The following is a 24,368-nucleotide window of genomic DNA, read 5'->3' on the forward strand; positions in this document are numbered from 1 at the left end:
ATGGTCGAACCCATGCGGCGGACTCCCTCTCGTACGAACAGCGTGTGTGATCCGTACCGCACAACGAGTGTGTGTGGTCTGTTCGCGACAACAGCCGTCACGGGCTCAGCATTCCCGTCCACTTGACGACGGCGTCCGTGATGCGCTTCACGGCTTCGTCCTGCGAGAGGGCGGCTTTCTTCGGTACGGAGAAGCCGTGATCCGCGAAAGGGATCTCCACGAGGTCGTACGTGTTTCCCTTGGGGAATTCCGCGGGCTTGCCGAAGGGATCGTTGCCGCCTTGGACGACGAGCGTGGGCACGCCCGCGCCGAGCAGCTCGTCCGCGCGGGACTTCTCGGGCTTGCCCGGCGGGTGCAGCGGGAAGCTGAGCGCGAGCACGGCCGCCGCGCCCAGCTCGCCTGCGGTGCGGCAGGCGACCCGGGCCCCGGCGCTGCGGCCGCCCGCGATCACCGGGAGGCCGGGCTTCGTGAGCGCGGGCCACAGGCCGCGCCAGCCGACGTCGAGGGTCTTGGGCGCGGGCGCCACCTTCTTGCCGGCCACCCGCCAGGGCTGCTCGACGAGGGCCACTGTCACGCCGTGCGCGGGCAGCTCGGCGGCGAGGGCCTGGAGGTCCTTGGCCTCGATGCCTCCGCCGGCACCGTGGCCGGCGGCGAGGACGAACCGCGCGCCCTCGGCGACGTACCAGGTGATCCGCGCCGCACCCGGGGCGCCGGTCTCCACCGTTTCAACAGACTTGCTCTTGGTCACGTCAGAAGAGTGTGCCCTCTTCCGGAGCCTCCAGCTCCGTCAGCAGCTCCGGGCCGTTGTTCTTCACACTGCTCACCGCCGTGGACACGGGATAGGCCCGCATCAGCCCGTGCGGGGGCGGTTCGAGGAGGGTGCGCAGGTCGTCCACGTCCGTGCGGGCGGGGTCGAGCCAGGCGTCCCAGCGGTCGGGCGTCAGCATCAGCGGCATGCGCGGGTGGATGTCCGCGAGCGCCTGCGGGCCTTCCTTGGGGGCGACGCCGAGCGGCGTGGTCTCCGCCTCCGTGGTGATCACCGAGCACGTCACCCACCAGGCGAGGGGGTGCTCGTCGGGGAGCGTCTTGTCGCGCCAGAACTCGTAAAGACCCGCCATGGCGAACACCGACCCGTCGGCCGGCGTCACGAAGTACGGCTGCTTGCGCGGCCGCTTCTTCTTGCCCTCGACCTCCAGGTCCCGCTCGGCCTGCCCGGTCACCCACTCGTAATAGCCGTCCGCGGGCAGCACGCACCGGCGGGCCGCGAACGCCCTGCGGTACGACGGCTTCTCGTGCACCGTCTCCGCGCGCGCGTTGATCATCCGGGCGCCGCCCTCCGGCGTCTTCGCCCAGGACGGCACGAGTCCCCACTTCAGCTTGCGGAGCTGGCGAACCGGACGACGGTCCTCAGCGTCTCTCAGAGGACGGTCGAGGACGGCGTAGACCTCTTTCGTGGGAGCGACGTTGTAGTCGGGCTCCAGGGCCTCTTCCGGCTCCCACTTCTCGATCTCAAAGATTCCCGCGAGATCCTCTGGTCTACGACTCGATGCATACCGTCCGCACATACGTGCCACACTGCCATGCCGCGGCCGACGACAGGGAGCCAACCGAGCAATGCACACCTCCGCTTCCGCCAGCCTGAGCGACCTCTGGGACCGCCTGACGGGTACGCAGTCCGCGCCCGAGGAGTGGCTGGTGATCGTCACCGGGGTCGTCGCGCTCGCCGCCGTCGTCCCGCACGGCGTCTGGCGCGTCTCCCGCAACGCCGTCACCATCGCCCACGAGGGCGGCCACGGCCTGGTGGCCCTGCTCACAGGGCGCCGCCTGGACGGCATCCGGCTGCACTCCGACACCAGCGGCCTGACCGTCAGCCGCGGCAAGCCCACCGGCCTCGGCATGATCCTCACCGCCGCCGCGGGCTACACCGCGCCCCCGCTGCTCGGCCTCGGCGGCGCCGCGCTGCTGGGCGAGGGCCGCATCACCATGCTGCTGTGGCTCGCCACCGCCCTGCTCGTCGCGATGCTCGTGATGATCCGCAACGCGTACGGCGCACTGACCGTGATCGTCTCCGGCGGGGTGTTCCTGGGCGTCTCCTGGCTCGCGGACACCGACGTGCAGGCCGCCTTCGCGTACACCGTGGTGTGGTTCCTGCTGCTGGGCGGCGTACGTCCCGCCTTCGAGCTGCAGGCCAAGCGCAGGCACGGCGGGGCCGGGGACTCCGACGCGGACCAGCTGTCGCGGCTGACGCACGTTCCGGCGGGGATGTGGCTGTTCCTGTTCCACGCCGTGTCGCTGTGCTCGCTGATAGGCGGAGGGCGCTGGCTGGTCACGGCGTGACGGGGCCGGGCAGGGCGTGACGGGGCCGGGCAGGGCCTGACGGCGAGGGCGCGGCCTGGCGCCGGGGTGGGCGCGGCCTGACGGCAGGGTGGGCGCGGCCTGACGGCGGGCGATGCCGGGTCGTCACCCGGCGGCCACCCCACGGCAGCCCCCCGATCCGTACCAGTTCTCTGTTTCGCCTGAGTTTCGCCACATTTGATCAAGATCTGCGGTCGGCGCCAGCCACTAAAGTGTGGGCATGACCGTGAACCCGACACACACCGCCCTCTGGCCAGCCCCGCACGCGAGCGGAGCCGTCGCCGCGACGGTCCACGTCCCGGGCTCGAAGTCGGTCACCAACCGCGCCCTCGTGCTCGCCGCGCTCGCCCACGAGCCGGGCTGGCTGCGCCGCCCGCTGCGCTCGCGCGACACCCTCCTGATGGCCGCCGCGCTGCGCGCCATGGGCGTCGGCATCGAGGAGACCGTGTCGTCCAGCTCCGCCGCCGGCCAGGACGGCTCCGGCGAGGCCTGGCGCGTGATCCCCTCCGGCCTGCGGGGCCCCGCCACGGTCGACGTCGGCAACGCGGGCACGGTCATGCGCTTCCTGCCGCCGGTCGCCGCGCTCGCCGACGGCCCCATCCGCTTCGACGGCGACCCCCGTTCGTACGAGCGCCCGCTGCACGGCGTGATCGACGCGCTGCGCGCCCTCGGCGCCCGCATCGACGACAGCTCGCTCGGCAGCCCCGGCGCGCTCCCCCTGACGGTGCACGGCGGCGGCGCCCTGGAGGGCGGCCGGGTCGAGATCGACGCCTCCTCGTCGTCCCAGTTCGTGAGCGCGCTGCTGCTCTCGGGCCCGCGCTTCAACCAGGGCGTGGAGGTACGTCACGTGGGCAGCGCACTGCCCTCCATGCCGCACATCCGCATGACCGTCGCCATGCTGCGCGCGGTCGGCGCCCAGGTCGACACCCCCGAGGCGGGCGGCGAGCCGAACGTCTGGCGGGTCACGCCCGGCGCCCTGCTCGGCCGCGACCTGACGGTCGAGCCGGACCTCTCCAACGCCCAGCCGTTCCTGGCCGCGGCCCTGATCACCGGCGGCCGCGTCACCGTCCCCGACTGGCCCGCGCGCACCACGCAGCCCGGCGACGCGCTGCGCCGGATCTTCACCGAGATGGGCGGTTCCTGCGAGCTGACCGAGCAGGGGCTGACCTTCACCGGCTCCGGCTCGGTGCACGGCATCGACGTCGACCTCAGCGAGGTCGGCGAGCTCACCCCGGGCATCGCCGCCGTCGCGGCCCTCGCCGACTCGCCCTCCACCCTGCGCGGCGTCGCCCACCTGCGGCTGCACGAGACGGACCGCCTGGCCGCGCTCACCAAGGAGATCAACGAGTTGGGCGGCGACGTCACCGAGACCGCCGACGGCCTGCACATCCGCCCGCGCCCGCTGCACGGCGGCGTCTTCCACACGTACGACGACCACCGCATGGCCACCGCCGGCGCGATCATCGGCCTCGCCGTCCCCGGCGTACAGATCGAGAACGTCGAGACGACGGCCAAGACGCTGCCCGACTTCCCCGAACTGTGGGCCGGGATGCTCGGGAACTGACGGGCGATCACGACCATGCGCCGCTACGGCAAGAACCCGGACGAGGACGACATCCGCGTCCGCCCCAACCGCAAGGGCAACCGCCCGCGCACGCACATCCGCCCCAAGCACGAGGACGCCGCCGAGGGCATGGTCCTCACCGTCGACCGCGGCCGCCTCACCTGCCTCGTCGAGGACCGCGTCATCGTCGCGATGAAGGCCCGTGAGCTGGGCCGCAAGGCCGCCGTCGTCGGCGACCGCGTCGCCATCGTCGGCGATCTGTCCGGCATGAAGGACACCCTCGCGCGCATCGTGCGCATCGAGGGACGCACCTCGGTGCTCCGCCGCACCGCCGACGACGACGATCCGTACGAGCGCGTCGTCGTCGCCAACGCCGACCAGCTCGCCATCGTCACCGCCCTCGCCGACCCCGAGCCGCGCCCCCGCATGATCGACCGCTGTCTGGTCGCGGCGTTCGACGGCGGGCTCACCCCGCTGCTCGTCCTCACCAAGTCCGACCTCGCCCCGCCCGACAAACTCCTCGAGCTGTACGGCGACTTGGACATCCCCTACGTCGTCACCAACCGCGAGGAGCTGGCCAGCGGCGGCGCGGCCGACCGCGTACGCGCCGAACTCGCCGGGAAGGTCACGGCGTTCGTCGGCCACTCCGGCGTCGGCAAGACGACCCTGGTGAACGCGCTCGTCCCGCCGGAGCGGCGGCGCACCGTGGGCCATGTGAACGCCGTGACCGGCCGTGGCCGGCACACCACCACCTCCGCGCTCGCACTGCCGCTGCCCGACGACGAGGGCTGGGTCGTCGACACCCCGGGCGTGCGCTCCTTCGGCCTGCACCACGTCGACCCGTCGCGCGTCATCCACGCCTTCCCCGACCTGGAGCCCGGCACGGAGAACTGCCCGCGCGCGTGCAGCCACGACGAGCCGGACTGCGCGCTCGACGCGTGGGTGGCCGAGGGGCACGCGGATCCGGCGCGGCTGTATTCGCTGCGGCGGCTGCTCGCGACGCGGGAGCGGCACGAGGGCGACTGAGCCGGGCTGGCCCGGCCCTGGCACTGATCCGCCCGGATGCGCCCTGAACTCCGCGTTGTTTACGTCCCCGCCGCGCCGGTAAGTGCATAATCGCACCAAGATTGATTCAAGCTTTGGTGAAGCGGTCACGGAACGTACCGACGTGGGAGGCACAACCATGGCGTGGCTGCTGGTCATTGTCGCCGGGATCCTCGAGACGGGCTTCGCGGTCTGCCTGAAGCTGTCGCACGGCTTCACCCGGCTCTGGCCGACCATCGCCTTCGCGTCCTTCGCGCTCGGCAGCTTCGGTCTGCTGACGCTGGCGCTGAAGAAGCTGGACGTGGGGCCCGCGTACGCGGTCTGGACGGGCATCGGGGCCGCGGGCACGGCGATCTACGGGATGATCTTCCTCGGTGACCTGGTGTCCACGTTGAAGATCGTGTCCATCTCGCTGGTGATCGTCGGCGTGATCGGCCTCCAGCTCTCGGGGTCGGCGCACTGAGTCGGGGCTCCACCGGGACCGGGACCGGGACCGGGACCTCTACCGCCCCACCGCCCCCGCGATCACCCGCCGCACAAGCCGCGCCGGGTCCTCCTCCCGCCCCGCCGGGGCCACCACGTACGACAGCGCGACGCGCACCGCGCTCTCGCACGCCCGCGCCAGGTCCTCCGTCTCGGACGGCCGGCCCCGCTCCACCAGGGCGGCCATCGCGCGGTCCCTGACCTGGGTGAGGAGTTCGGAGGGCGTCGGCACGCCCGCGTCCGCGCGGCGCTGGGCGGGGACCGGGGAGCTGGACACGGCCGCCCGGCTCGGCGCCGGCAGCCGTTCGTTCCAGAAGCCGGTGAGCACCGCGCGCACCAGGACGTTGTCGCGGGCGGCGCCGATCGTCCACGCGCTCACCGCCGCGAGCCGGTCGACGGGGTCGCGGGCCTGGGCGAGCGCCCGCTCGACGCCCCGCAGATACGTGTCCGTCTCGCGCCGCAGCAGCGCCCGCGCGAGGCCGTCCTTGCTGCCGAACTCGTTGTAGAGGGTCTGCCGGGACACCCCGGCGACGGCCGCCACGTCGACCATCCGCACCCCGGCCCACGGCCTGCGGGCCAGCGCGGTGTAGGCCGCGTCGAGCAGTGACTCCCGCGCTGCAGGCATCGTCGCCTCCCGCTGCCCCGGGCCCGGTCGGCCCTGGCGGTCCTGCTGGTCAGAGTTGACGCGCCCGCGGGCACTGTCAAGGGTTCCGGCGGGCACCGCCCGATACGCGCTGTGGCCCGTCCGAATCGAGATCGATACTGTTCATCCATGCCCGACTACCACGATGATCTGCGCCTGGCCCACGTCCTCGCGGACGCCGCCGACGCCGCGACCATGGACCGGTTCAAGGCCCTCGACCTCAAGGTCGAGACCAAGCCGGACATGACGCCGGTGAGCGAGGCCGACAAGGCCGCAGAGGAGCTGATCCGCGGCCAGCTCCAGCGGGCACGGCCGCGCGACGCGATCCTCGGCGAGGAGTACGGCATCGAGGGCACGGGCCCGCGCCGCTGGGTCGTCGACCCCATCGACGGCACCAAGAACTACGTGCGCGGCGTGCCCGTGTGGGCCACGCTGATCTCCCTCATGGAGGCGGGCGAGGGCGGCTATCAGCCCGTCGTCGGCGTCGTCTCCGCGCCCGCGCTCGGCCGCCGCTGGTGGGCCGCCAAGGGCGGCGGCGCGTACACGGGCCGCAGTCTTACGTCCGCGACGCGGCTGCGGGTCTCGAAGGTCTCGCGGCTCCAGGACGCGTCGTTCGCGTACTCCTCGCTGAGCGGCTGGGAGGACCAGGGGCGCCTGGACGGCTTCATGGACCTCACCCGCGCGGTCTGGCGCACCCGCGCCTACGGCGACTTCTGGCCGTACATGATGGTCGCCGAGGGCTCCGTCGACATCTGCGCCGAGCCGGAGCTTTCGCTGTGGGACATGGCGGCGACCGCGATCGTCGTGACGGAGGCGGGCGGCCGCTTCACCGGTCTCGACGGCACCCCGGGCCCGCACAGCGGCAACGCGTCGGCCTCCAACGGCCTGCTCCACGACGAGCTCCTCGGCTACCTCAACCAGCGCTACTGACGTACGCGCCGGATCCGTCACGTCGTACGGAGAACCGGTCCCGTCGCACGGCGAACTGCCCCCGTCCGCCCCCTTGTTGACGGCCCGCGTGCCTGCGACTCTGAGAGTCCCCCCACTTGTGAACTTGTGAACCCGTTCTCCAAGTCGATGACGGAGATCCCCTGCGGCCGCGATGAAGCGGAAGCAATCCTTCGGCATCGCGTGGACCACGGATTCACCAAGGAGGTGGCTCCAGCCCATGCTCGTCCGCGACGCCATGAGCACTTTGGTCCTCACCATCGGCCCGGCCCACACCCTGCGCCAGGCGGCCCGGCTGATGTCGGCCCGCCACGTCGGCGCCGCCGTCGTCCTCGACCCCGACACCTACGGCCTCGGCATCCTGACCGAGCGCGACGTCCTCAACTCCCTGGGCATCGGCCAGGACCCGGACCACGAGACCGCGGGCACGCACACGACGACGGACGTCGTCTTCGCGGCGCCGACCTGGACCCTGGAGGACGCCGCCGACGCGATGTCGCACGGCGGCTTCCGGCACCTCATCGTGCTCGACGGCGACGAGCCCGTGGGCATCGTCTCCGTACGCGACATCATCCGCTGCTGGGCACCGGTGCGGCGGCGGGCGGCGACGGTGGGCTGAGGGCGCCGGTGGCTGGACCCTCGCCATGACCGACGGGCCGGACCCTCGTGGGATCCGGCCCGTCATCCACGGCAAGGGGTTGGGTCTTAGCCGCGCAGGGCCTGGACCGCGGCCTCCAGCCGCTTGCCGAAGTCGCCGTCCGCCTGACGGAAGTTGTCGATGGCGCGCTCGGCTATGTCGTCGCGGGAGACGCCCGCGATGTTGCCCGCGAGGTTCTCGATCAGACGCGCCTTCTCGTCCTCGGACATCAGCCGGTACAGGTTGCCCGCCTGTACGAAGTCGTTGTCCTCGGCGTGGTTCGGGGCGGCGTGGTTGCCCGTGCCGCCGGTGACCGCGGCCGGGGCCCACAGCGGCCGGTCCGTCTGGAAGGGGCCGCCGAAGGAGTTCGGCTCGTAGTTCTTCGCGCCCTTGTGGCGGCCGTCGTACAGCAGGCCGTCACGGGAGTTGGTGCGCGCCTCGGTGGCGTGCGGGCGGTTCACCGGGAGGTGGTCGGCGTTGATGCCGACGCGGTACCGGTGGGCGTCGCCGTACGCGAAGAGGCGGCCCTGGAGCATCTTGTCCGGGGACGGGCCGATGCCCGGCACGAGGTGCGCGGGGCTGAAGATGGACTGCTCGACCTCCGCGAAGATGTTCTCCGGGTTGCGGTTGAGCTCCAGCTTGCCGATCTCGATCGGCGGGTAGTCCTCATGCGGCCAGACCTTGGTGAGGTCGAAGGGGTTGAAGCGGTACTGAGCCGCCTCGGCCGCCGGCATGATCTGCACCTGCACGGTCCAGGACGGGAACTCGCCGCGCTCGATGGCCTCGCGCAGGTCGCGCTGGTGGGAGTCGGGGTCCTTGCCCGCGAGGACCTCCGCGTCCTGCGCGGTCAGGTTCTCGATGCCCTGGTCGGTCTTGAAGTGGTACTTGACCCAGAAGACCTCACCGGACTCGCTGTTCCACTGGTAGGTGTGCGAGCCGTAGCCGTTCATGTGGCGGTACGACGCGGGGATGCCGCGGTCGCCGAACAGCCACGTCACCTGGTGCGTGGACTCCGGGCTGAGGCCCCAGAAGTCCCATACGTTGTCGGCCTCCTGGGAGCCCGTGTACGGGTCGCGCTTCTGGGTGTGGATGAAGTCCGGGAACTTGATGGCGTCCTTGATGAAGAACACCGGGGTGTTGTTGCCGACGAGGTCGTAGTTGCCCTCCTCGGTGTAGAACTTCAGCGCGAAGCCGCGCGGGTCACGGACCGCGTCGGCCGCGCCGAGGTTGCCGGCCACCGTGGAGAAGCGGAGGAAGGTCTCCGTCTGCTTGCCGACCTCGGAGAGGAACTTGGCGCGCGTGTACTTGGTGACGTCCGCGGTCACCGTGAAGGTGCCGTAGGCGCCCGCGCCGCGCGCGTGCACGATGCGCTCCGGGATGCGCTCGCGGTTGAAGTGCGCGAGCTTCTCCAGGAGCAGCTGGTCCTGGACCAGCACCGGACCGCCGACGCCCGCGGTCTCGCTGTTCTGGTTGTCCGCGACCGGCGCGCCGGCCTCCGTGGTGAGCGGTCCCTGCGTCACGTGCGCCTCCTGCGTCATTTCCTGCAAGTCCTGTCCCTTGGCGTATGCCGAACTCGATCCTACGATAGACTTTGTCTAAGTCAAGTAAGCATCCAAAGTCACACCCGTTCGGGACCTAGGCCCCTCGCCTGTTAGGCTGGATTTATGAGTGACCTGTTGGAACGACTGCGCGGACGCGGTTGGCGTATGACCGCGCAGCGGCGCGTCGTGGCCGAGGTCCTCGACGGAGAACACGTGCATCTGACGGCCGACGAGGTGCACGCCCGCGCCGTCGCGAAGCTGCCGGAGATCTCCCGGGCGACCGTCTACAACACGCTGGGCGAGATGGTGACGCTCGGCGAGGTCCTTGAGGTCGCCACCGACCGCAGGGCCAAGCGGTACGACCCGAACGCGCACCGCCCCCACCAGCACCTGGTGTGCGCCCGCTGCGGCGCCATCCGCGACGTGCACCCCACGGGCAACCCGCTGTCGGCGCTGCCCGACTCCGAGCGCTTCGGCTTCACGATCTCGGACGTGGAGGTCACGTACCGAGGCCTGTGCCCGAACTGCTCCGCGAGCGCGTAGCCGATGCTCTGACGCTCCGTGCGTGAGGGAAGGGCCCGACACCGTGAGGTGTCGGGCCCTTCCCGTATTCCGGCTCCCGTGTTCCGCGCTCGCCCACGGACCGGCGGCGTACACGACTGAGGGCCGGATCCTCATGGATCCGGCCCTCAGTCTTTTAGTAGCGGGGACAGGATTTGAACCTGCGACCTCTGGGTTATGAGCCCAGCGAGCTACCGAGCTGCTCCACCCCGCGCCGTTGTGTTCGTAACAGTACGCCACGCCCACGACCAGCGCAAATCGCTTCCGAGCCGCCCGGCTGGGCCCTCGCGCACTCCGCTACGCGGTGAGCTCCTGCCGCAGCGCCTCGCGCAGCCGTGCCGCCCGCTCCGCGACCTCCGCGGGGCCGAGCTCCACCGCCCGGGAAGCCCACCGCTGTCCCTCCGTGAGCTGCCCCCGCCGCGCGTAGAGCAGCGCGAGCCGCAGCGCGGCCCGCCCGTGCCCCGCGTCGGCCGCCCGGGTCCACCACAGCGCGGCCTCCGGCTCGCTGCCCTCCCTGGCGAGGAGCAGCCCCAGGTTGAACGCGCCGTTCCTGCTTCCAGCCTCCGCCGCGAGCCGGTACCAGCGCGCGGCCTCGACCACGTCCCCGCGCCCCGCCGCGAGCATGCCGACGCGGACCTGGGCACGGCGGTGCCCCTGCTCGGCGGCGCGCTCGTACCACTCCTCGCACTCCGTCTTCTGCGCCGCGGGCTCGCCGAGCGCGGGCGGCCCGGCGGGCGGGCGCCGCGCGTCGAGCACGGTCCCGAGCCGGTACGCCGCCTCGGGGCTGCCGCCGCCCGCCGCGCACCGCAGATGCCGCTCGGCGTCGCGCTCGTCGCCGTCGCGCAGGCGTGCCGTGCCGACCTGGAGCGCGGCCTCGGTGTGCCCGGCCGCGGCGGCCCGCTCGTACCACTTGAGGGCCGCGGCGTCGTCGCCCCGGCTCGCGTACAGAATCCCGAGGTTGAACGCCGCGTCCACGCTGCCGGCCTCCGCGGCCTTGGAGAACCACGGCTCGGCACCGGCCGCGTCGCCGCCCTGGAGCAGCAGCACGGCGAGCGCGTTGGCGGCCTCGCGGTGGCCTGCGTACGCGGCTCGGCGGTACCACTGGTCGGCCTGCGCGGTGCGCTTCTGCTCGGCGCAGAGCAGGCCGAGGTTGTACGCCCCGTTGATGTCGCCCGCGTCCATCGCCGCGCGGTACCAGCGCTCGGCGGTCTGGGTCTCGCCGCGCTCGGCGTGCAGCGCGCCCAGCGCGTTCGCGGCGTTCCCGTCGCCGTCCTGGGCGGCCTTGAGCCACCACACGGCGGCGTTGTCCTCGTCGCCCGCGTCGCGCAGCAGGAAGCCGAGGGCGCACGCGGCCCGCGCCTCGCCGTCCTTGGCGGACGTCAGGTACCAGCGGCCGGCCTCCTTCAGCTCGCCGCGCCGCTCCAGGATCGCGCCGAGGTGCAGGGCCGCACGGCGGTGACCGCGCGCGGCCGCCTGCCGGTACCACTGCTCCGCCTCGTCGGTGAGCGAGAGCCCGCCGTCGCCGCGCTTGGCGTCGGCACGCCTGGCGTCGGTGCTGCGACTGCCGCTGCTGCCGCCGCCCGTCCGGGCACCGTCTCCGCGTCCGTTGTCAGAGCGCGCGGCACCGGAGCGCACGGCACTTCCGGGGCGCGCGCTGTTGTGGCGCGCCCCTTCACCGGGGCGTACGAGACCTGCCTTCGCCACGTCGAACCGCGCACCCGTGCCGGGGCGCCCGGGACCACCGGGGCGCACGCCCGCACCGGGCCGTGCGCCGTCCTCTCCCGGACCCTCCCGCTCCGCACGCTTGTCCAGGACCCTCGCCAGGCGGTACGCCGCCTCGCGGTGGCCGCGCTCGGCGGCCGTGCGCATCCAGAGCTCCGCGCCGACGTCGCCGCGGTGCTCCAGGAGGTCCGCGAGGGCGTACGCCCCCAGGGTGTGGCCCTGCTCGGCGGACTGCTTGAGCCAGTACTCGGCGGCGGGCTCGTCGCCGCGCTCTCGGTGGTAGCGCCCGAGCGCGTGCGCGGCGGCGGCGGAACCAGCGACGGCGGCGATGCGCCACCATCCTGCCGCTTCATCGACATATCCACGCTGGTGCAGGAGGACACCGAGATTGTTGGCGGCGGCGCGGTCACCCGCCGCGGTCGCGCCCCGCAGCAAGGATTCGGCACCGTCGAGATCGCCGCGGCGCAGCAGCAGACTGCCGAGGACGCTCATCGCGTCCACGTCTCCGGCCTCGGCCGCGAGCCGGTGCCGCATCTCCTCAGCGGCCGTCCCGGGATCCTCCCGGTCGGCCGGCTGCGCAAACCGCCCCGTCTCCAACAGAGTTGCCTTGTCCCCCATAACGTCCATCGTCGCACCACCTGCAACCTGGGTACACCTGGTATACCGCAGCCAGTGAGGTCACTTCAGCGTTTTGTCGACATGCCCACAGAGAGATAAGTGAAACACAGCTTTGCTCAACTCACCCCGCCCGGACCACTCTTCGCACGAACCCCACACCACTGGCATGGGCCATCGGTATAAGCCCGGCGCGGCACGGGCCCGGAACACGACGAAGGCCCGGATCCTCTGGAGGATCCGGGCCTTCGTCTTGCAGTAGCGGGGACAGGATTTGAACCTGCGACCTCTGGGTTATGAGCCCAGCGAGCTACCGAGCTGCTCCACCCCGCGCCGTTGTGTTGCAACCTTACCACGGCGCGGGGTGGCCTCCGCGCGCTGTCCGCGCGCCTCGGCCGTGCTGCCCGACTGCTATCCGCCGCCCTTGTCGTTGTTCTTCCCGGACGCCTTGGCCTGCGCTTCCTCGGCCCGCTGCAGCGCGTCCTCAAGACGCCCCTGCGCTTCGCCGTACGCCTTCCAGTCGCCGTCCTTCATGGCCTGCTGGCCTTCCTCGAACGCCTTCTGGGCGTCGTCGAGGGCCTTCTGCACCGTCGGGTCCTTCGCCGCCGGTGGCTTCTCCTTGTCGGGCTTCTCGCCGTCGCCCGGTTCGTCCGGTGGCTCCACGGGCGTCTTGTCCTCGGTACCGAAGACCACGTTGAGCGCCTTGTCCAAGGTGTCCTCGAAGGCGATCTTGTTGCCGTAGGTGACGAGGACCTTCTTCAGGAGCGGGTACTTCAGCCCGCCGCCCTTCACATAGACGGGCTCCACATAGAGCAGGCCTCCGTCCAACGGCACCGTCAGCAGATTTCCGTAGTCGACTTCGGAGTCGCCGCCCTTGAGAAGTCTGATCTGTTCGGCGATCGCTTCGTTGGAGTTGAACTTGCTCTGGACCTGTTTGGGCCCGTCGACCGTCGTGCTCGACGGCATCTTCAGGATTCTGATCTTGCCGTAGTCATCGGTCCCCGGCTCCGCGTTGACCGACATGAAGGCACTGAGGTTGTCCCGGCCGTTGGGATTGAAGGACGTCGTCAGAGAGAAGTCCTGCTGCTTCTGGCCGGGCATCTTCATGCTCAGGTAGTACGGCGGGACGGCGCTCGACGTCTGGTTCGTCGGGTCGTCCGGCACCTGCCACACCTCGCTGCCGCTCAGGAACGTCTCGGCGTCCTTCACGTGGTAGCGGGTGAGCAGTTCGCGCTGCACCTTGAACAGGTCCTGCGGGTAGCGCAGGTGGTCCATCAGGGCCGCGGAGATCTCGCTCTTGTCCTTGACGGTGTCCGGGAACGCCTTGCGCCACGTCTTGAGGACGGGGTCCTTGGTGTCCCACTCGTAGAGCTTGACCTCGCCGGTGTACGCGTCGACGGTCGCCTTCACCGAGTTGCGGATGTAGTTGACCTGGTTCTGCTGGGCCACCACAGCGCGCTGGTTGTTCCGCGCGGTCAGCGAGTCGGCCGTGGTGTCGCCGAGCGTGGTCCGCGAGGCGTACGGATAGCCGTTCGTCGTCGTGTACGCGTCGACGATCCACTGGATCTTCTTGCCGACGACCGCGGGATAGGCGTCGCCGTCGATGGTCAGCCAGGGGGCGACCGCCTCGACGCGCTCCTTCGGCGTGCGGTTGTACAGAATCCGCGAACCCTCGCCGATCGCTCCGGAGTAGAGCATCTGCGGCTCGCCGAACGACACCGCGTACGCCGCCCTGTTGAGCGGGTTGGAGAGGTTGACGCCGCTCTTGCCCTTGTAGCTGGTCGTCTTCTCGCCGTTGTCGTCGGAGTAGTCGATCTCCTTCTGGGGACCGCCGACGATGGAGTACTGCGTGGTCTTCTCGCCGTAGTAGATCCGCTGCTGGTACTGCCCCAGGCTGCCCTTGGACGGCAGATCGGACTCGGTGAACTTCGGCCGGCCCTGTTCGTCGGCCTCGGTGCCCTTGGCCGCGACCACTCCGTACCCGTGCGTGTAGCGGAAGTGGTCGTTGATCCAGTTGTTCTTCGGGATGCCGTCCAGGTTCAGCTCGCGCAGACCGATGACGGTGTCCTGCTCCTTGCCGTCCTTGGTCTTGTACCGGTCGACGTCCAGGTTCGACGGGAAGCCGTAGTAGTTCTTCATCTGCTGGAGCTGCTGGAACGTCGGCGAGACGATGTTCGGGTCGAGCAGCCGCAGGCTCGCGGCGCCCGCCACGTCGTCGCGCAGCTTCGTCTTGTCGGCGGTCTTGCTTACGCCGGGGTACTCCGTGACGTTCGTGCCGCCGATGCCGTACGCCTTGCGGGTCGCCTCGAGGTTCTTCTCGACGTACGGAGACTCCTTGGCCTGCTCGTTCGGCTGGACCTGGAACTTCTGCACGATGGCCGGGTAGAGACCGCCGATGAGGATGGCGGAGAGCACCATCAGGCCGAAGCCGATCACCGGGAGCTGCCAGGTGCGCCGCCACAGCGTCGCGAAGAACAGCAGCGCGCAGATGACGGCGATGCAGAACAGGATCGTCTTCGCCGGGAGGTAGGCGTTGGCGTCGACGTAGCGCAGGCCGGTCCAGTTGCCCGTGGCCTTGAAGTCACTGGACTTCACCGCGAGGCCGTACCGGTCGAGCCAGTACGCGACGGCCTTGAGGGCCACGAAGATGCCGATGAGCACCGAGAGATGGCCGGTGGCCGCGGCCGTGGCCCGCCCGCCGGGGCTGGTGATGCGCAGGCCGCCGTACAGGTAGTGCGTCAGCGCGGCGGCGATCACCGAGAGCACCACGGCCGCGAAGCCGAAGCCCAGGAGGAAGCGGTACCAGGGCAGGTCGAAGGCGTAGAAGGACACGTCCAGATGGAACTGGGGGTCCTTCTGGTTGAAGGGGACGCCGTTGACCCACATCAGCCACGTGCGCCACTGACCGGCGGCGGACGCGCCCGCGATCAGGCCGACGAGGGCCGTGATGCCGATCAGCAGCCACTTCTTGTAGGGCGCGATCGCCATGCGGTACCGGTCGAGGCTCTGCTGCTCCATCGACATGGCGCTGAGCGGCGGGCGCAGCCTGTGCGCCAGCCAGATGTTCACGCCGACCGCGGCCGCCATGAGCAGCCCGAAGACGAAGAACAGGCCGATCTTCGTCGACAGGGTCGTGGTGAAGACCGATGAGTAGCCGACCGAGCGGTACCAGAGCCAGTCCGTCCAGAATCCCGCGAACATGACGAACGCCATGGCCAGAACGGCCAGGACGCCGAGCGTCATGAGCAGGGTCCGGACGCGACGGGACGGTCGGCCCACTCTGATCCGTGGCCCCGACGGGCCTCCGCCGCGGTCCGGCATCTGGAAAGCCAAGGTGCGCACCTCGAAGTTCGCTGTAGCTGTGGCTGTTGGCTGTGGTCGTACTGCTGGCTGAAACGGGCCCCGCGATCGTAGAGCCCACTCATGCAACTTACCGATGCTTTACTCAGTTCCCGTTCCCGGGTCTGAACGAGGCAGGATATTGGGCATGCCCAACGTTTCCTCCTCCGGCCCACCGATGGCCGCGAGCCCCCTCACCCGCGCAGTGCTCGAAATCGACGAATATGTCGGGTCGCTCGGCTGGGATCAGCCGGCCCGCCTCTTCGCCCTCGTCGACACCGCCCAACTGCGCGCACAGGAGCCGACCCTGGCGGACCGCCTCGGTCTGTCCGACGACGCGTCCGCCGCGCCGCTCACCCCCATCGAGCAGGACGAACTGCCCGCCGGCAGCCCGCTCGACGAATTCCTCGGCACCATCGCCTGGCCCGACTCGATCGCCGGCTGCGCCCTGAGCGTGGAGCGCCTGATGCTTCCGCCGTCGGCTGAAGCCTCCGTTCCGCAGGGCATGAGCGAGAAGCAGCTCGCGAAGTGGGTGGCCAAGCACCCGGAGCGCCAGGAGGTCCGCATGACCGTCGCGGTGCTGCGCGACGGCGCCCGTGACTCGGCGCTGCGGCTGCGCGAGAAGGACGCCGCGACGGACGTCCTCACCGGCTCGGACCTGGTGCCGGGCCTCGCGGAGGCGCTGGCGGCGACCTTTGCGGAGTAGGCGCGGAGCAGATTCCGCTTCCTGATGTGTGTCCTACGTGGCCGGGGCCGGCGTCGTCCGCCGCCCCGGCCACCGCCGTTCCTGCCCCGGCCGTCGCCGTTCCGTCAGCCCTTGGTGGTGCACTTCGGCAGGTCGGCGGTGTCGCCCTTGCTGATGGCCTTGAGGGACTTCACGGCGTCGGCGATGGTGTCGACCTTGACCAGCGTGAGCCCGTCGGGGACGTCGCTCGCGGCGGACGCGCAGTTGTCCTTGGGCGTCAGGAAGTACTCGGCGCCCTTGTCGCGCGCGCCGACGGTCTTCATCTCGATGCCGCCGATCGCGCCGACCTTGCCGTTGTCCTCGATGGTGCCGGTGCCGGCCACGAACTTGCCGCCGGTGAGGTCGCCGGGCGTGAGCTTGTCGACGATGCCGAGGGCGAACATCAGGCCCGCGCTGGGCCCGCCCACGTCGGCGAGCTTGATGTCGATGGTGAACGGATAGGTGTGGTCGGTGCCGGCCTTGATGCCGACGACCGCGCGGCCGTCGTCCTCGGCCTTCTCCGTGGTCATCTTCACGTTCTCGGACGCGGTCGCTTCCTTGCCCGCCTTCTCGGCGGCCGCCGCCTCCTTGACGGGCACGATGCCGAACTCGACCGGCTCCCCCGCCTTGTGCTTCGTGACCAGCTTGGCGACGTCCGTGAACTCCTTCACGGCTTTGCCGTCGACGCTCTTGATGACGTCGCCCGCGTGCAGCTTGCCCTCGGCGGGGCTGTCCTTGAAGACGGTGGCGACGACCACCTGGGACTTCACCGGGATCTTCAGTTCCTTGAGGGCGGCGACCTTCGCGCTCTCCTGGGACTGGCTGAACTCCTCGGCGTTCTCCTGCGTGGACTGCTGCTCGGTCTTGCCGTTCGGGTACAGGGTGTCGTGCGGCACGACGATGTTGTCGTGCGCCATCCAGCCGTACACGGCCTCCGCGAGGTTCATCTTGTAGTCGGCGCTGGTCACCCTGACCGTCGTCATGTTCAGGTGGCCGCTCGTGTCGTACGTCTTGCGGCCCGAGATCTGCAGCACCGGCTCGCCGTCGTGGTCGCCCAGGGTGTTCACCGTCGGCCCCGGGGACATCTCCGAATACGGCACTTTGATGAGCACTCCGGCGCAGAGCAGCGCGATCAGCATCAGGGTGGAGGCGAGCATCGTCGCAGTGCGGCGTGGCATGGAACGACAGTACGGGACGGTCCTGTGGGTGCACCCCTGGGGCGTCCGTACGGGCCCTTGCACGGGGTTCCGTACGTGGACTTCGTACGGAGACCCGGTACGGGATCAGGCGGGGGTGTCGGAGCCCGAGTGGGACTTCTCCATGGCCTCGCGGAACGCGGCGTAGCCATGCAGCTCGGTGTTGTCACCGGTCCTGCCGCTCTTGCGGTTCCGGTTGGCCCAGCCTGCCCACAGACCCGCACCGACCGCCGCCAGAAGCGGAATCAGCAACCAGGCGAGTGACGCCATGTCGACCTCCCGACCCCATGAGCGACCACAACTGACTGATCAGCAGATTAACCCGCTGCTCGGTCAACGCTCACGGCAGGGGTCGGGTTACGCAACCGGAGCCCTGTGGAGCAACGGGCCTCTGTGACGCAGCTACGCGCCGACCCGCCCTCCCGTCGCCCGACCACCGCCCCTCAACGACGGCGCTACGCGCCGACCCACTCTTCCTGGCCGTCGGAGAACTTCTGATGCTTCCAGATCGGGACCTCGTGCTTGAGGTCGTCGATCAGCTTGCGGCAGGCCGCGAAGGCCTCGGCCCGGTGCGGGCAGGACACCGCGACGACGACCGCGAGGTCGCCCACGGAGAGGTCACCGACCCGGTGCACCGCGGCGAGGGCACGCACCGGGAACTCGGCGACGACCTTCTCCGCCACGCGCCGCAGCTCGCCCTCGGCGCTGGGGTGGCTCGAATACCCGAGCTCGTGGACGTCCGCGCCGCCGTCGTGGTCGCGCACCGTCCCGACGAACAGCGCCGTGCCCCCCGCGGAGTCGTCGCCGACGGCCTGGAAGACCTCGTCGAGCGAGAGCGGGGTGTCACGGATCGCAAGCAGCCGGATCGGCTCGGCAGCGGCCTGCTCACCGGGGTGGTCCATCGGATTACGTGCCATGCGGCCATCGTGCCGCACACCACTGACATCCAGGAATAGCCATTTCCCCCGGCGCACACGGCGCGGCCTTGGACCTCTCTACAGCCGCCGCGGCCGCGAGGACCTGCCTCACAGCCTGCGGCGGGCCTTCCGCGCCCGCCGTACCAAGGCAGCCGTACCGAGCAGAGCCACCGTCGCGCCCGCGGCACCCGCCGCCGTCGCGTCCTTGCGCCCGAGCCGGCGCCCGGCGACGGTCCGCCGCCCCGCGACCTCCTCGAGGAGCTCCGCGAGCACCTCCTCGTTGGTCCACTGCGGCCGCCACCCCGCGTCGTGCAGCCGGCTGACGCTGACGACCCAGGGGTACATCGTGTACGCGAGGTCGCCCGCAGGGGACGGCGTGAGCCCGATGCGGTGGAGCCGGGCCGCAGCGCCGAGGGCGACCGTGGACGGCAGCTCCATGCGCCGGATCCCGCTCAGTTCCTCGACCTCCTCCTGCTCCAGCCACCCGTCGCAGCCGACGGCCAGTTCCCCGTCGACCTTCTCCACGACCGCGTACTCAAGAGCGCTGCACAGATCGTCGACATGGCAGAACTGCCACACGGGCCTCGACCCGGCGACAACAAGGAGCCGCGGAGACTCGAAGTACCTGGTCAGCGCGGTGTCGGTGCCGCCGACGAGGATGGCGGGCCGCACCACGGTGACGTTCAGACCGGGGTGCGCGCGTGGGGCGCGGCGGGCCAGCCGCTCGATCTCCAGGAGGTCACCGACGCCCGTCGCCTCCGCCGTCGCCCGCAATTCGGCGTCTTCGGAGAGGGGCAGTTCGTTGTCGGACAGCGCTCCGTAGACCATCGCCGACGTGCACAGCACGACGCGGTGCACGCCCGCGGCGGCGGCCGCCGTCAGGACAGTCTGGGTGCCGCGTACGTTGTACGCCGTACGGGCCGCGGCGTCGGTCTCCAGGTCGAGGTCGAGCGCGAGGTGCACCACGACGTCCACGCCGCGCAGCTTCTCCGCGATCGCCGGGTCCCGGACGTCCAGGATGTGCCACTGCGCCTGCGCGCAGTCGCCGCGGCGTTCGTCGATGGCGACGACCTGCTTGATCGCCTCCGACGCGGCCAGGCGCTCGGTGAGCTGCGCGCCCACGCCCGCCGCGGCACCGGTGACGGCGACGACGGGGCCGCGCAGGCCTGCGGACGACGGGGCGTCCCGCAGGGGCGCCACCGAGGGCGGCGTCTCCCCCGCTCGGACGGAGTCCGGCTCTCCGGCGGGGTCCGCCGGCTTCGGGTCTGAGGGGTTTCGCGCTGCGCGAACCTGTGGATCTGGGGAACTCACCGGGCGTCTCCAGCGGTTGTCTTCAGTAGATGCGCGAACTGACGCGTACGTACCAGGTGGCATCCATCCTGCCGCAGCCCCCGAGGCGGCGAAGCACCGAGGCCCGAACCCGCCGCGGTGTCTACGCTGGGTGGTGTTGTCGGGCAATCGCCACCGGACCCAAGATCCGGTGGCCTAACGAGCCGAGGAATCCCGTGAGTGACACCCCATTCGGATTCGGCCTTCCGCCGGAGGAGCCGGAGAACGGCGACGAGGGCAAGAAGAAGGACACCCCCGGAGGGGGACAGGGTTCCGGTGGCCCTGCCAACCCGTTCGGTTTCGGGCCCCTGGGACCGGGCGGCCCGGGCGGCGACAATCCCTTCGCCGCGATGTTCGGTTCCATGAACCCGAACGACCTGGGCGCCGCCTTCCAGCAGCTCGGCCAGATGCTGTCCTACGAGGGCGGCCCGGTGAACTGGGACATGGCCAAGGACATCGCCCGCCAGACCGTCTCCCAGGGCACGGCGGACGGCACCAAGGACGCGAGCGTCGGCCCCGCCGAGCGGACCGCGGTCGAGGAGGCCGTGCGCCTGGCGGACCTGTGGCTGGACGACGCGACGTCGCTGCCGTCCGGTTCCGGCAGCGCGGTCGCCTGGAGCCGCGCTGAGTGGGTCGAGGCGACACTGCCGGCCTGGAAGGAGCTGGTCGACCCGGTCGCCGAGCGCGTCGGCCTGGCCATGGGTGACGTCCTGCCCGAGGAGATGCAGGCCATGGCGGGCCCGCTGATCGGCATGATGCGCTCCATGGGCGGCGCGATGTTCGGCCAGCAGATCGGCCAGGCCGTCGGCGTCCTCGCGGGCGAGGTCGTCGGTTCCACCGACATCGGCCTGCCGCTGGGCCCGGCCGGCAAGGCGGCGCTGCTGCCGGTGAACGTAGAGGCCTTCGGCAAGGACCTGAGCGTCCCCATGGAGGAGGTGCGCCTGTATCTGGCGCTGCGCGAGGCCGCCCACCAGCGGCTCTTCGCCCACGTGCCGTGGCTGCGCTCGCACCTGTTCGGCGCCGTCGAGGGGTACGCACGCGGGATCAAGGTCGACACCTCCAAGCTGGAGGACGTCGTCGGCCAGTTCGACCCGCAGAACCCGGAGCAGCTTCAGGAAGCGCTCCAGCAGGGCATGTTCCAGCCCGAGGACACCGCCGAGCAGAAGGCCGCCCTCGCCCGCCTGGAGACCGCTCTCGCCCTCGTGGAGGGCTGGGTGGACGCGGTCGTGCACGCGGCCGCCAAGCCGCGCCTGTCGTCCGCCGACGCGCTGCGAGAGACGCTGCGCAGGCGCCGCGCCACCGGCGGCCCCGCCGAGCAGACGTTCGCGACCCTGATCGGCCTGGAGCTGCGCCCGCGCCGGCTGCGGGACGCCTCGCGCCTGTGGGCCTCGCTCACGGACGCGCGCGGCGTGGACGGCCGCGACGGGCTTTGGGCCCACCCGGACATGCTCCCGACGGCGTCCGACCTGGACGACCCGGACGGCTTCGTGCACCGCGAGCAGCTCGACTTCTCCGAGCTGGACAAGATGCTCGGCGAGGCGGCGGGCAGTGGTGCGGCGGGCAAGCCGGACCTGTCCAAGGGCGACTCCGCGGGCGACTCCAAGGCCGACGGCGCCTCCGACGACGGCAAGGACGACGACGGTAAGTGAGCCTGCACGATGACGCCGTTCTCGTACTGAAGGCATTCGAGAATCAGCACGAGAACCAGGAAGAGCTGCGCCAGTACTACCTGGACCACCTGTCCGCGCACTCCGAGGACGGCATGTGGAAGGCCTGCACGGACGGGCATGTGACCGCCAGTGCCCTGGTCGTCGACCCGTCGCGCGGGCGCGTGCTGCTCACGCTCCACAAGAAGCTGCGGATGTGGCTCCAGATGGGCGGCCACTGCGAGCCGGGCGACGCCTCCCTGGCCGCCGCCGCGCTGCGCGAGGCCACCGAGGAGTCGGGCGTCCCGGGCCTGTCGCTGCTGCCCGGCGGCCCGATCCGGCTCGACCGGCACCCGATCCCGGGCCCGTGCACCCAGCACCTCGACGTGCAGTACGCGGCGCTCGCGCCCGCCGACGCGGTCGAGTCGATCAGCGAAGAATCGTTGGACCTGCGCTGGTTCGCGTACGACGAGGTGGCCGGCGTCGCGGACGAGTCCGTCGTCCGGCTCGTCGAGGCGACGCGCGCGAGGCTGTGACCGCGGGGCGCTGAATCCCGCCGAATCCCGCTGGACGACGGGGGACAACGGGCGGCAACGGACAACGCGTAAGGGGCGGCCGCAATAGCGGCCGCCCCTTACCTGCGCACGTGCTAGTTCCAGACGTTGCCCTGGTTCTGCCCCCGGGCCCCCTGCTGGCCCATGCCGAACTGGGCGCGCGCGCCCTGGCCTACGTTGGCGTGCTGCGGCGGCAGCATCTCGCTCGGCTGGACGAGGGCGTAGCCCTGTCCCATGAAGCTGAGCTCCCAGCCCTCGCCGGTGTTACCGCGGCGCCGCCACACGCCCGAGGAGTGCGTCTGGGCCTGCATCTGCACCCGCAGCCCGTTGGACCAGGCGACGATCGCGTCCGCGTCGGCGTTGACGTACCGGTCCGGGGTGACCTGGAGCATCAGCGGCTGGCCCGACGTCATCAGGGCGACCTTGCCGCGCCCGGTGATGTTGAGCTGGTACTTGCCGGAGCCGGAGATGCCGTACTGACTGTCCACCGCGATGACCTGGTGGGACAGGGACGAGTCCATGGCGAGAACGTATGAACTGTCCACCGTCAGGCCGTCCTGGTCCACGTCCACCAGGTGGATGTACTGCGCGAGGTTCGCGAAGTAGACGGTGCCCTGGCCGTGGCAGCGCATCAGGTCGAGGCCCTCGCCGGTGTGCGCGCGGGCGCGCTGCTGGCCGCGGCTCTGGAACTCGGCGTCGAACTCGACGAGCCCCTGGTAGGCGACCATGGCGCCCTTGCGGGCGAGCACGTCGTCGTGGCCTTCGAGGGCGACCCGCAGGAGCTGCGGGTTCTGGACGGTGTAGCGCTCCTGGGCCTGTTGCTCGGTGTGCGCGAAAAGCGGGCTCTGCATGGTGTCCTGTTCCCCCTCAGCTCCGGATCCGGAGGCGGTCGGTGCTGTCCTCACTGGGCTGTACGACGACGATGCCCTCGCCGGAGAAGCCCATCTGGTAGGCCTCGCCGCTGCCGCGCCCGATCAGGGAACCGGCCCTGAAGCTGCGCTTGCCCTTGACCTTCAGGTTCGGCGACCAGGCGATCAGGGCGTCCGGGTCCACGTACGTCTCGTCCTCGCCGCGGCCGCAGTCGACGACGATCGGCGTCCCGCGCGAGGTCAGTGCCACCCAGCCCTGACCGGAGACCTTGATGTTCCACAGGCCCTGCCCGGCGAACTTCGCGAGGCCCTTGACCCGCTCGACGCCCCACTGGAGGCTCGCGTCGAAGGCGAGCAGGTTGGTGCCGTTCACGGAGAGCGAGTCGCCCGCCAGGTTGATGATGACGACGTCGGCTCCGTAGTCGGCGAGGTAGAGCAGGCCGTCTCCGGAGCACTTCATCAGGGGCGCGCCCTCGCCGGTGATCCAGTCGCGTGCGATCTGGCGGACGGCGGGCGGGTTCGGCTCGTACTGCACGAAGCCTTCGTAGGCGACCATCGACCCCACGCGCGCGAGGAGGTCGTTGCCGGTCTGCATGGCGACCTTGACCATGTGGTGGCCGTGGTTCTCCATGCGGGCGGCGACGGGTGCCGGGGCATAGCCCGCGAGCTGCTGGTTCATGACGGGCTCCCTCAGACCTCGAACGGCTGGACGACGATGAAATTGCCGGGCGCGCCGCGGAACTGAAGGTTCACGCTCTCCCCGGTGGAGCCGCCGTAGGCGTTGCCGCGCAGCCTGACCTGGCTGGAGACGATCGCCTGCGCGGCCGCCGACCACGCCACCACGGCGTGGCAGTCGGCGAAGGTCGTCGGCGTGACCGGCAGCACGACGGGCATGCCGTGCGTCTTCACCACGACCGTGCCGGTCCCCTGGAACTGCATGACGAACAGCGCGCCACCGGGAATCCCGTGACCCTCGATGCGCCGCACCTCGTGCTGGAGCGTCTCGTCGAAGGCGAGGACGTTCTCGGCGGAGACGCAGATCGCGTCTCCCTGGAGCTCGATGGGGTGCAGATGCGTGCCTTCCTCCGCGAGGAAGACCTGGCCGCGGCCGGAGCAGCGCATGAGCTGCATCTCCTGGCCGGTGGCGTTGCCCACGATGCGGCCCTGGAAGCCCGCGCCCTTGTAGCCGAACTCGACCTTGCCCTGGTAGAGCACCATGCTGCCCTGCCGGGCGAGCACCGGCTGGCCGCCGACACCCAGGTCGACGCGGACCAGCTTCTCGTTCTGCTGCGTCCAGCGCTGGCCCGTGGCCGCCTCGCGGTACTTCTGGAGCGCAGCGGCGACACCGGCGCCCTGCGGGGCGGCCTGCGCGGCGCCGCCCGCGGCGAACGGGGCGGGCGCCTGGCCCGGGATCTGCCCGGGGGCGGGGGCCTGGGACTGCTGGCCGTAGCCGGGCGGGGGCGGTGCGGAGGGCTGGCCGTAGCCGGGCGGAGGCGGCGCTGAAGGCTGGCCGTAACCGGGCGGCGGGGGCGCGGACGGCTGCCCGTAGCCCGGCGGGGGCGGCGCGGACGGCTGGCCGAACTGCGGCTGCTGCGGGGGCTGCTGGCCCGGCTGGTTGAGCGGCGCGACGATGGTCTGCGCGGCGTGCACCGCGGGGTCGGCGGGGGCCGGGGCGGGTGGC

General features: G+C 70.9%; 23 protein-coding genes and 2 tRNA genes. 10 read left to right on the forward strand and 15 right to left on the reverse strand.

Annotated elements, in window-relative coordinates:
• Positions 1–97: 97 nt before the first annotated feature.
• Together IEY91_RS01165 and IEY91_RS01170 are read right to left on the reverse strand one after the other, a co-directional pair.
• The gene (locus IEY91_RS01165) at positions 98–748 is read right to left on the reverse strand and encodes an alpha/beta hydrolase family protein (RefSeq protein WP_189172485.1); all 651 of its coding nucleotides are present in this window, start codon (positions 746–748) and stop codon (positions 98–100) included.
• 1 nt (position 749) lies between these two features.
• Positions 750–1,565 (reverse strand): SOS response-associated peptidase, encoded by an 816-nt coding sequence (locus tag IEY91_RS01170; protein WP_189172486.1) that lies wholly within the window; start codon positions 1,563–1,565, stop codon positions 750–752.
• Positions 1,566–1,614: 49 nt separating this feature from the next.
• Here IEY91_RS01170 and IEY91_RS01175 point away from each other — a divergent pair, with 49 nt between their 5' ends.
• The 4 genes from IEY91_RS01175 (at position 1,615) to IEY91_RS01190 (ending at position 5,426) form a co-directional block, all read left to right on the forward strand.
• Positions 1,615–2,337, forward strand: coding sequence for a M50 family metallopeptidase (locus IEY91_RS01175; RefSeq protein WP_189172487.1), 723 nt, complete (start codon positions 1,615–1,617; stop codon positions 2,335–2,337).
• Between the two features lie 238 nt (positions 2,338–2,575).
• Positions 2,576–3,919: a 3-phosphoshikimate 1-carboxyvinyltransferase gene (gene aroA / locus IEY91_RS01180; RefSeq protein ID WP_189172488.1), complete on the forward strand. Its 1,344-nt coding sequence runs from the start codon at positions 2,576–2,578 to the stop codon at positions 3,917–3,919.
• A 15-nt stretch (positions 3,920–3,934) separates the two neighbouring features.
• Positions 3,935–4,945: a ribosome small subunit-dependent GTPase A gene (gene rsgA / locus IEY91_RS01185; protein WP_164320860.1), complete on the forward strand. Its 1,011-nt coding sequence runs from the start codon at positions 3,935–3,937 to the stop codon at positions 4,943–4,945.
• A gap of 157 nt (positions 4,946–5,102) precedes the next feature.
• On the forward strand, positions 5,103–5,426 hold the full coding sequence (locus tag IEY91_RS01190) for a DMT family transporter (RefSeq protein WP_016645400.1): 324 nt from the start codon (positions 5,103–5,105) through the stop codon (positions 5,424–5,426).
• Between the two features lie 39 nt (positions 5,427–5,465).
• Here the strand turns inward: IEY91_RS01190 and IEY91_RS01195 are convergent, their stop codons facing one another.
• Positions 5,466–6,071: a TetR/AcrR family transcriptional regulator gene (locus tag IEY91_RS01195; RefSeq protein ID WP_164320863.1), complete on the reverse strand. Its 606-nt coding sequence runs from the start codon at positions 6,069–6,071 to the stop codon at positions 5,466–5,468.
• Positions 6,072–6,218: 147 nt separating this feature from the next.
• Between IEY91_RS01195 and hisN the strand changes: the two genes are divergently transcribed.
• Together hisN and IEY91_RS01205 are read left to right on the forward strand one after the other, a co-directional pair.
• On the forward strand, positions 6,219–7,019 hold the full coding sequence (gene hisN / locus IEY91_RS01200) for a histidinol-phosphatase (RefSeq protein WP_189172489.1): 801 nt from the start codon (positions 6,219–6,221) through the stop codon (positions 7,017–7,019).
• A gap of 238 nt (positions 7,020–7,257) precedes the next feature.
• On the forward strand, positions 7,258–7,656 hold the full coding sequence (locus IEY91_RS01205; protein ID WP_164320867.1) for a CBS domain-containing protein: 399 nt from the start codon (positions 7,258–7,260) through the stop codon (positions 7,654–7,656).
• 86 nt (positions 7,657–7,742) lie between these two features.
• On the opposite strand, the gene IEY91_RS01210 is transcribed toward IEY91_RS01205, so the two are convergent.
• Positions 7,743–9,194 (reverse strand): catalase, encoded by a 1,452-nt coding sequence (locus IEY91_RS01210; RefSeq protein WP_229696615.1) that lies wholly within the window; start codon positions 9,192–9,194, stop codon positions 7,743–7,745.
• Between the two features lie 144 nt (positions 9,195–9,338).
• On the opposite strand from IEY91_RS01210, the gene IEY91_RS01215 reads away from it, so the two are divergent.
• Positions 9,339–9,758, forward strand: a complete 420-nt coding sequence (locus tag IEY91_RS01215; protein WP_164320871.1) for a Fur family transcriptional regulator — start codon at positions 9,339–9,341, stop codon at positions 9,756–9,758.
• A 158-nt stretch (positions 9,759–9,916) separates the two neighbouring features.
• Here the strand turns inward: IEY91_RS01215 and IEY91_RS01220 are convergent.
• The 4 genes from IEY91_RS01220 to IEY91_RS01235 all read right to left on the reverse strand — a co-directional run bounded on the left by IEY91_RS01220 (position 9,917) and on the right by IEY91_RS01235 (position 15,434).
• Positions 9,917–9,990 (reverse strand) — tRNA-Met (locus IEY91_RS01220).
• Positions 9,991–10,073: 83 nt separating this feature from the next.
• Positions 10,074–12,125, reverse strand: a complete 2,052-nt coding sequence (locus IEY91_RS01225; protein WP_189172490.1) for a tetratricopeptide repeat protein — start codon at positions 12,123–12,125, stop codon at positions 10,074–10,076.
• Positions 12,126–12,372: 247 nt separating this feature from the next.
• Positions 12,373–12,446, reverse strand: a tRNA-Met gene (locus tag IEY91_RS01230).
• 78 nt (positions 12,447–12,524) lie between these two features.
• Positions 12,525–15,434, reverse strand: coding sequence for a UPF0182 family membrane protein (locus tag IEY91_RS01235; RefSeq protein WP_164328195.1), 2,910 nt, complete (start codon positions 15,432–15,434; stop codon positions 12,525–12,527).
• A gap of 166 nt (positions 15,435–15,600) precedes the next feature.
• Here IEY91_RS01235 and IEY91_RS01240 point away from each other — a divergent pair, with 166 nt between their 5' ends.
• Positions 15,601–16,158 carry a PPA1309 family protein gene (locus IEY91_RS01240; RefSeq protein ID WP_239589996.1) on the forward strand — a complete coding sequence of 186 codons (558 nt, stop codon included), beginning with the start codon at positions 15,601–15,603 and terminating at the stop codon, positions 16,156–16,158.
• Between the two features lie 104 nt (positions 16,159–16,262).
• Here the strand turns inward: IEY91_RS01240 and IEY91_RS01245 are convergent, their stop codons facing one another.
• The 4 genes from IEY91_RS01245 to IEY91_RS01260 form a co-directional block, all read right to left on the reverse strand.
• Positions 16,263–17,354, reverse strand: a complete 1,092-nt coding sequence (locus IEY91_RS01245; protein WP_164320877.1) for a YlbL family protein — start codon at positions 17,352–17,354, stop codon at positions 16,263–16,265.
• 105 nt (positions 17,355–17,459) lie between these two features.
• Entirely contained in the window at positions 17,460–17,642 is a 183-nt protein-coding gene (locus IEY91_RS01250; protein WP_164320879.1) for a hypothetical protein, read from the reverse strand.
• Positions 17,643–17,827: 185 nt separating this feature from the next.
• Positions 17,828–18,289: a molybdenum cofactor biosynthesis protein MoaE gene (locus tag IEY91_RS01255; RefSeq protein WP_189172491.1), complete on the reverse strand. Its 462-nt coding sequence runs from the start codon at positions 18,287–18,289 to the stop codon at positions 17,828–17,830.
• A 108-nt stretch (positions 18,290–18,397) separates the two neighbouring features.
• Complete coding sequence (locus tag IEY91_RS01260; RefSeq protein WP_164320881.1) at positions 18,398–19,600, reverse strand: SDR family oxidoreductase; 1,203 nt, start codon at positions 19,598–19,600, stop codon at positions 18,398–18,400.
• 194 nt (positions 19,601–19,794) lie between these two features.
• Between IEY91_RS01260 and IEY91_RS01265 the strand changes: the two genes are divergently transcribed.
• Both IEY91_RS01265 and IEY91_RS01270 read left to right on the forward strand, forming a co-directional pair.
• The gene (locus tag IEY91_RS01265; RefSeq protein ID WP_189172492.1) at positions 19,795–21,267 is read left to right on the forward strand and encodes a zinc-dependent metalloprotease; all 1,473 of its coding nucleotides are present in this window, start codon (positions 19,795–19,797) and stop codon (positions 21,265–21,267) included.
• Entirely contained in the window at positions 21,264–21,800 is a 537-nt protein-coding gene (locus IEY91_RS01270) for an NUDIX hydrolase (protein ID WP_189172493.1), read from the forward strand. Before IEY91_RS01265 ends, IEY91_RS01270 begins: the two co-directional genes overlap by 4 nt.
• Positions 21,801–21,913: 113 nt before the next feature.
• Here IEY91_RS01270 and IEY91_RS01275 read toward each other — a convergent pair whose 3' ends face one another.
• The 3 genes from IEY91_RS01275 to IEY91_RS41485 form a co-directional block, all read right to left on the reverse strand.
• A complete protein-coding gene (locus IEY91_RS01275; protein WP_164320887.1) occupies positions 21,914–22,669 on the reverse strand; it encodes an AIM24 family protein in 756 nt (251 codons plus the stop codon).
• A 16-nt stretch (positions 22,670–22,685) separates the two neighbouring features.
• Positions 22,686–23,366: an AIM24 family protein gene (locus IEY91_RS01280; RefSeq protein ID WP_164320889.1), complete on the reverse strand. Its 681-nt coding sequence runs from the start codon at positions 23,364–23,366 to the stop codon at positions 22,686–22,688.
• A gap of 11 nt (positions 23,367–23,377) precedes the next feature.
• Positions 23,378–24,368 (reverse strand): AIM24 family protein (locus tag IEY91_RS41485; protein ID WP_229696616.1); only part of this gene is annotated, 991 nt, incomplete at its 5' end.

The organism is Streptomyces lasiicapitis, from assembly GCF_014646335.1.
GTDB lineage: Bacteria > Actinomycetota > Actinomycetes > Streptomycetales > Streptomycetaceae > Streptomyces > Streptomyces lasiicapitis.

Excerpts from the sequence above, each read along its gene's own strand:
- IEY91_RS01170 (WP_189172486.1), bottom strand. The coding sequence starts at position 1,565 with ATGTGCGGACGGTATGCATCGAGTCGTAGACCAGAGGATCTCGCGGGA.
- IEY91_RS01175 (WP_189172487.1), top strand. The coding sequence starts at position 1,615 with ATGCACACCTCCGCTTCCGCCAGCCTGAGCGACCTCTGGGACCGCCTG.
- aroA (WP_189172488.1), top strand. The coding sequence starts at position 2,576 with ATGACCGTGAACCCGACACACACCGCCCTCTGGCCAGCCCCGCACGCG.
- rsgA (WP_164320860.1), top strand. The coding sequence starts at position 3,935 with ATGCGCCGCTACGGCAAGAACCCGGACGAGGACGACATCCGCGTCCGC.
- IEY91_RS01190 (WP_016645400.1), top strand. The coding sequence starts at position 5,103 with ATGGCGTGGCTGCTGGTCATTGTCGCCGGGATCCTCGAGACGGGCTTC.
- IEY91_RS01195 (WP_164320863.1), bottom strand. The coding sequence starts at position 6,071 with ATGCCTGCAGCGCGGGAGTCACTGCTCGACGCGGCCTACACCGCGCTG.
- hisN (WP_189172489.1), top strand. The coding sequence starts at position 6,219 with ATGCCCGACTACCACGATGATCTGCGCCTGGCCCACGTCCTCGCGGAC.
- IEY91_RS01205 (WP_164320867.1), top strand. The coding sequence starts at position 7,258 with ATGCTCGTCCGCGACGCCATGAGCACTTTGGTCCTCACCATCGGCCCG.
- IEY91_RS01215 (WP_164320871.1), top strand. The coding sequence starts at position 9,339 with ATGAGTGACCTGTTGGAACGACTGCGCGGACGCGGTTGGCGTATGACC.
- IEY91_RS01225 (WP_189172490.1), bottom strand. The coding sequence starts at position 12,125 with ATGGACGTTATGGGGGACAAGGCAACTCTGTTGGAGACGGGGCGGTTT.
- IEY91_RS01235 (WP_164328195.1), bottom strand. The coding sequence starts at position 15,434 with ATGCCGGACCGCGGCGGAGGCCCGTCGGGGCCACGGATCAGAGTGGGC.
- IEY91_RS01240 (WP_239589996.1), top strand. The coding sequence starts at position 15,601 with ATGCCCAACGTTTCCTCCTCCGGCCCACCGATGGCCGCGAGCCCCCTC.
- IEY91_RS01245 (WP_164320877.1), bottom strand. The coding sequence starts at position 17,354 with ATGCCACGCCGCACTGCGACGATGCTCGCCTCCACCCTGATGCTGATC.
- IEY91_RS01250 (WP_164320879.1), bottom strand. The coding sequence starts at position 17,642 with ATGGCGTCACTCGCCTGGTTGCTGATTCCGCTTCTGGCGGCGGTCGGT.
- IEY91_RS01255 (WP_189172491.1), bottom strand. The coding sequence starts at position 18,289 with ATGGCACGTAATCCGATGGACCACCCCGGTGAGCAGGCCGCTGCCGAG.
- IEY91_RS01275 (WP_164320887.1), bottom strand. The coding sequence starts at position 22,669 with ATGCAGAGCCCGCTTTTCGCGCACACCGAGCAACAGGCCCAGGAGCGC.
- IEY91_RS01280 (WP_164320889.1), bottom strand. The coding sequence starts at position 23,366 with ATGAACCAGCAGCTCGCGGGCTATGCCCCGGCACCCGTCGCCGCCCGC.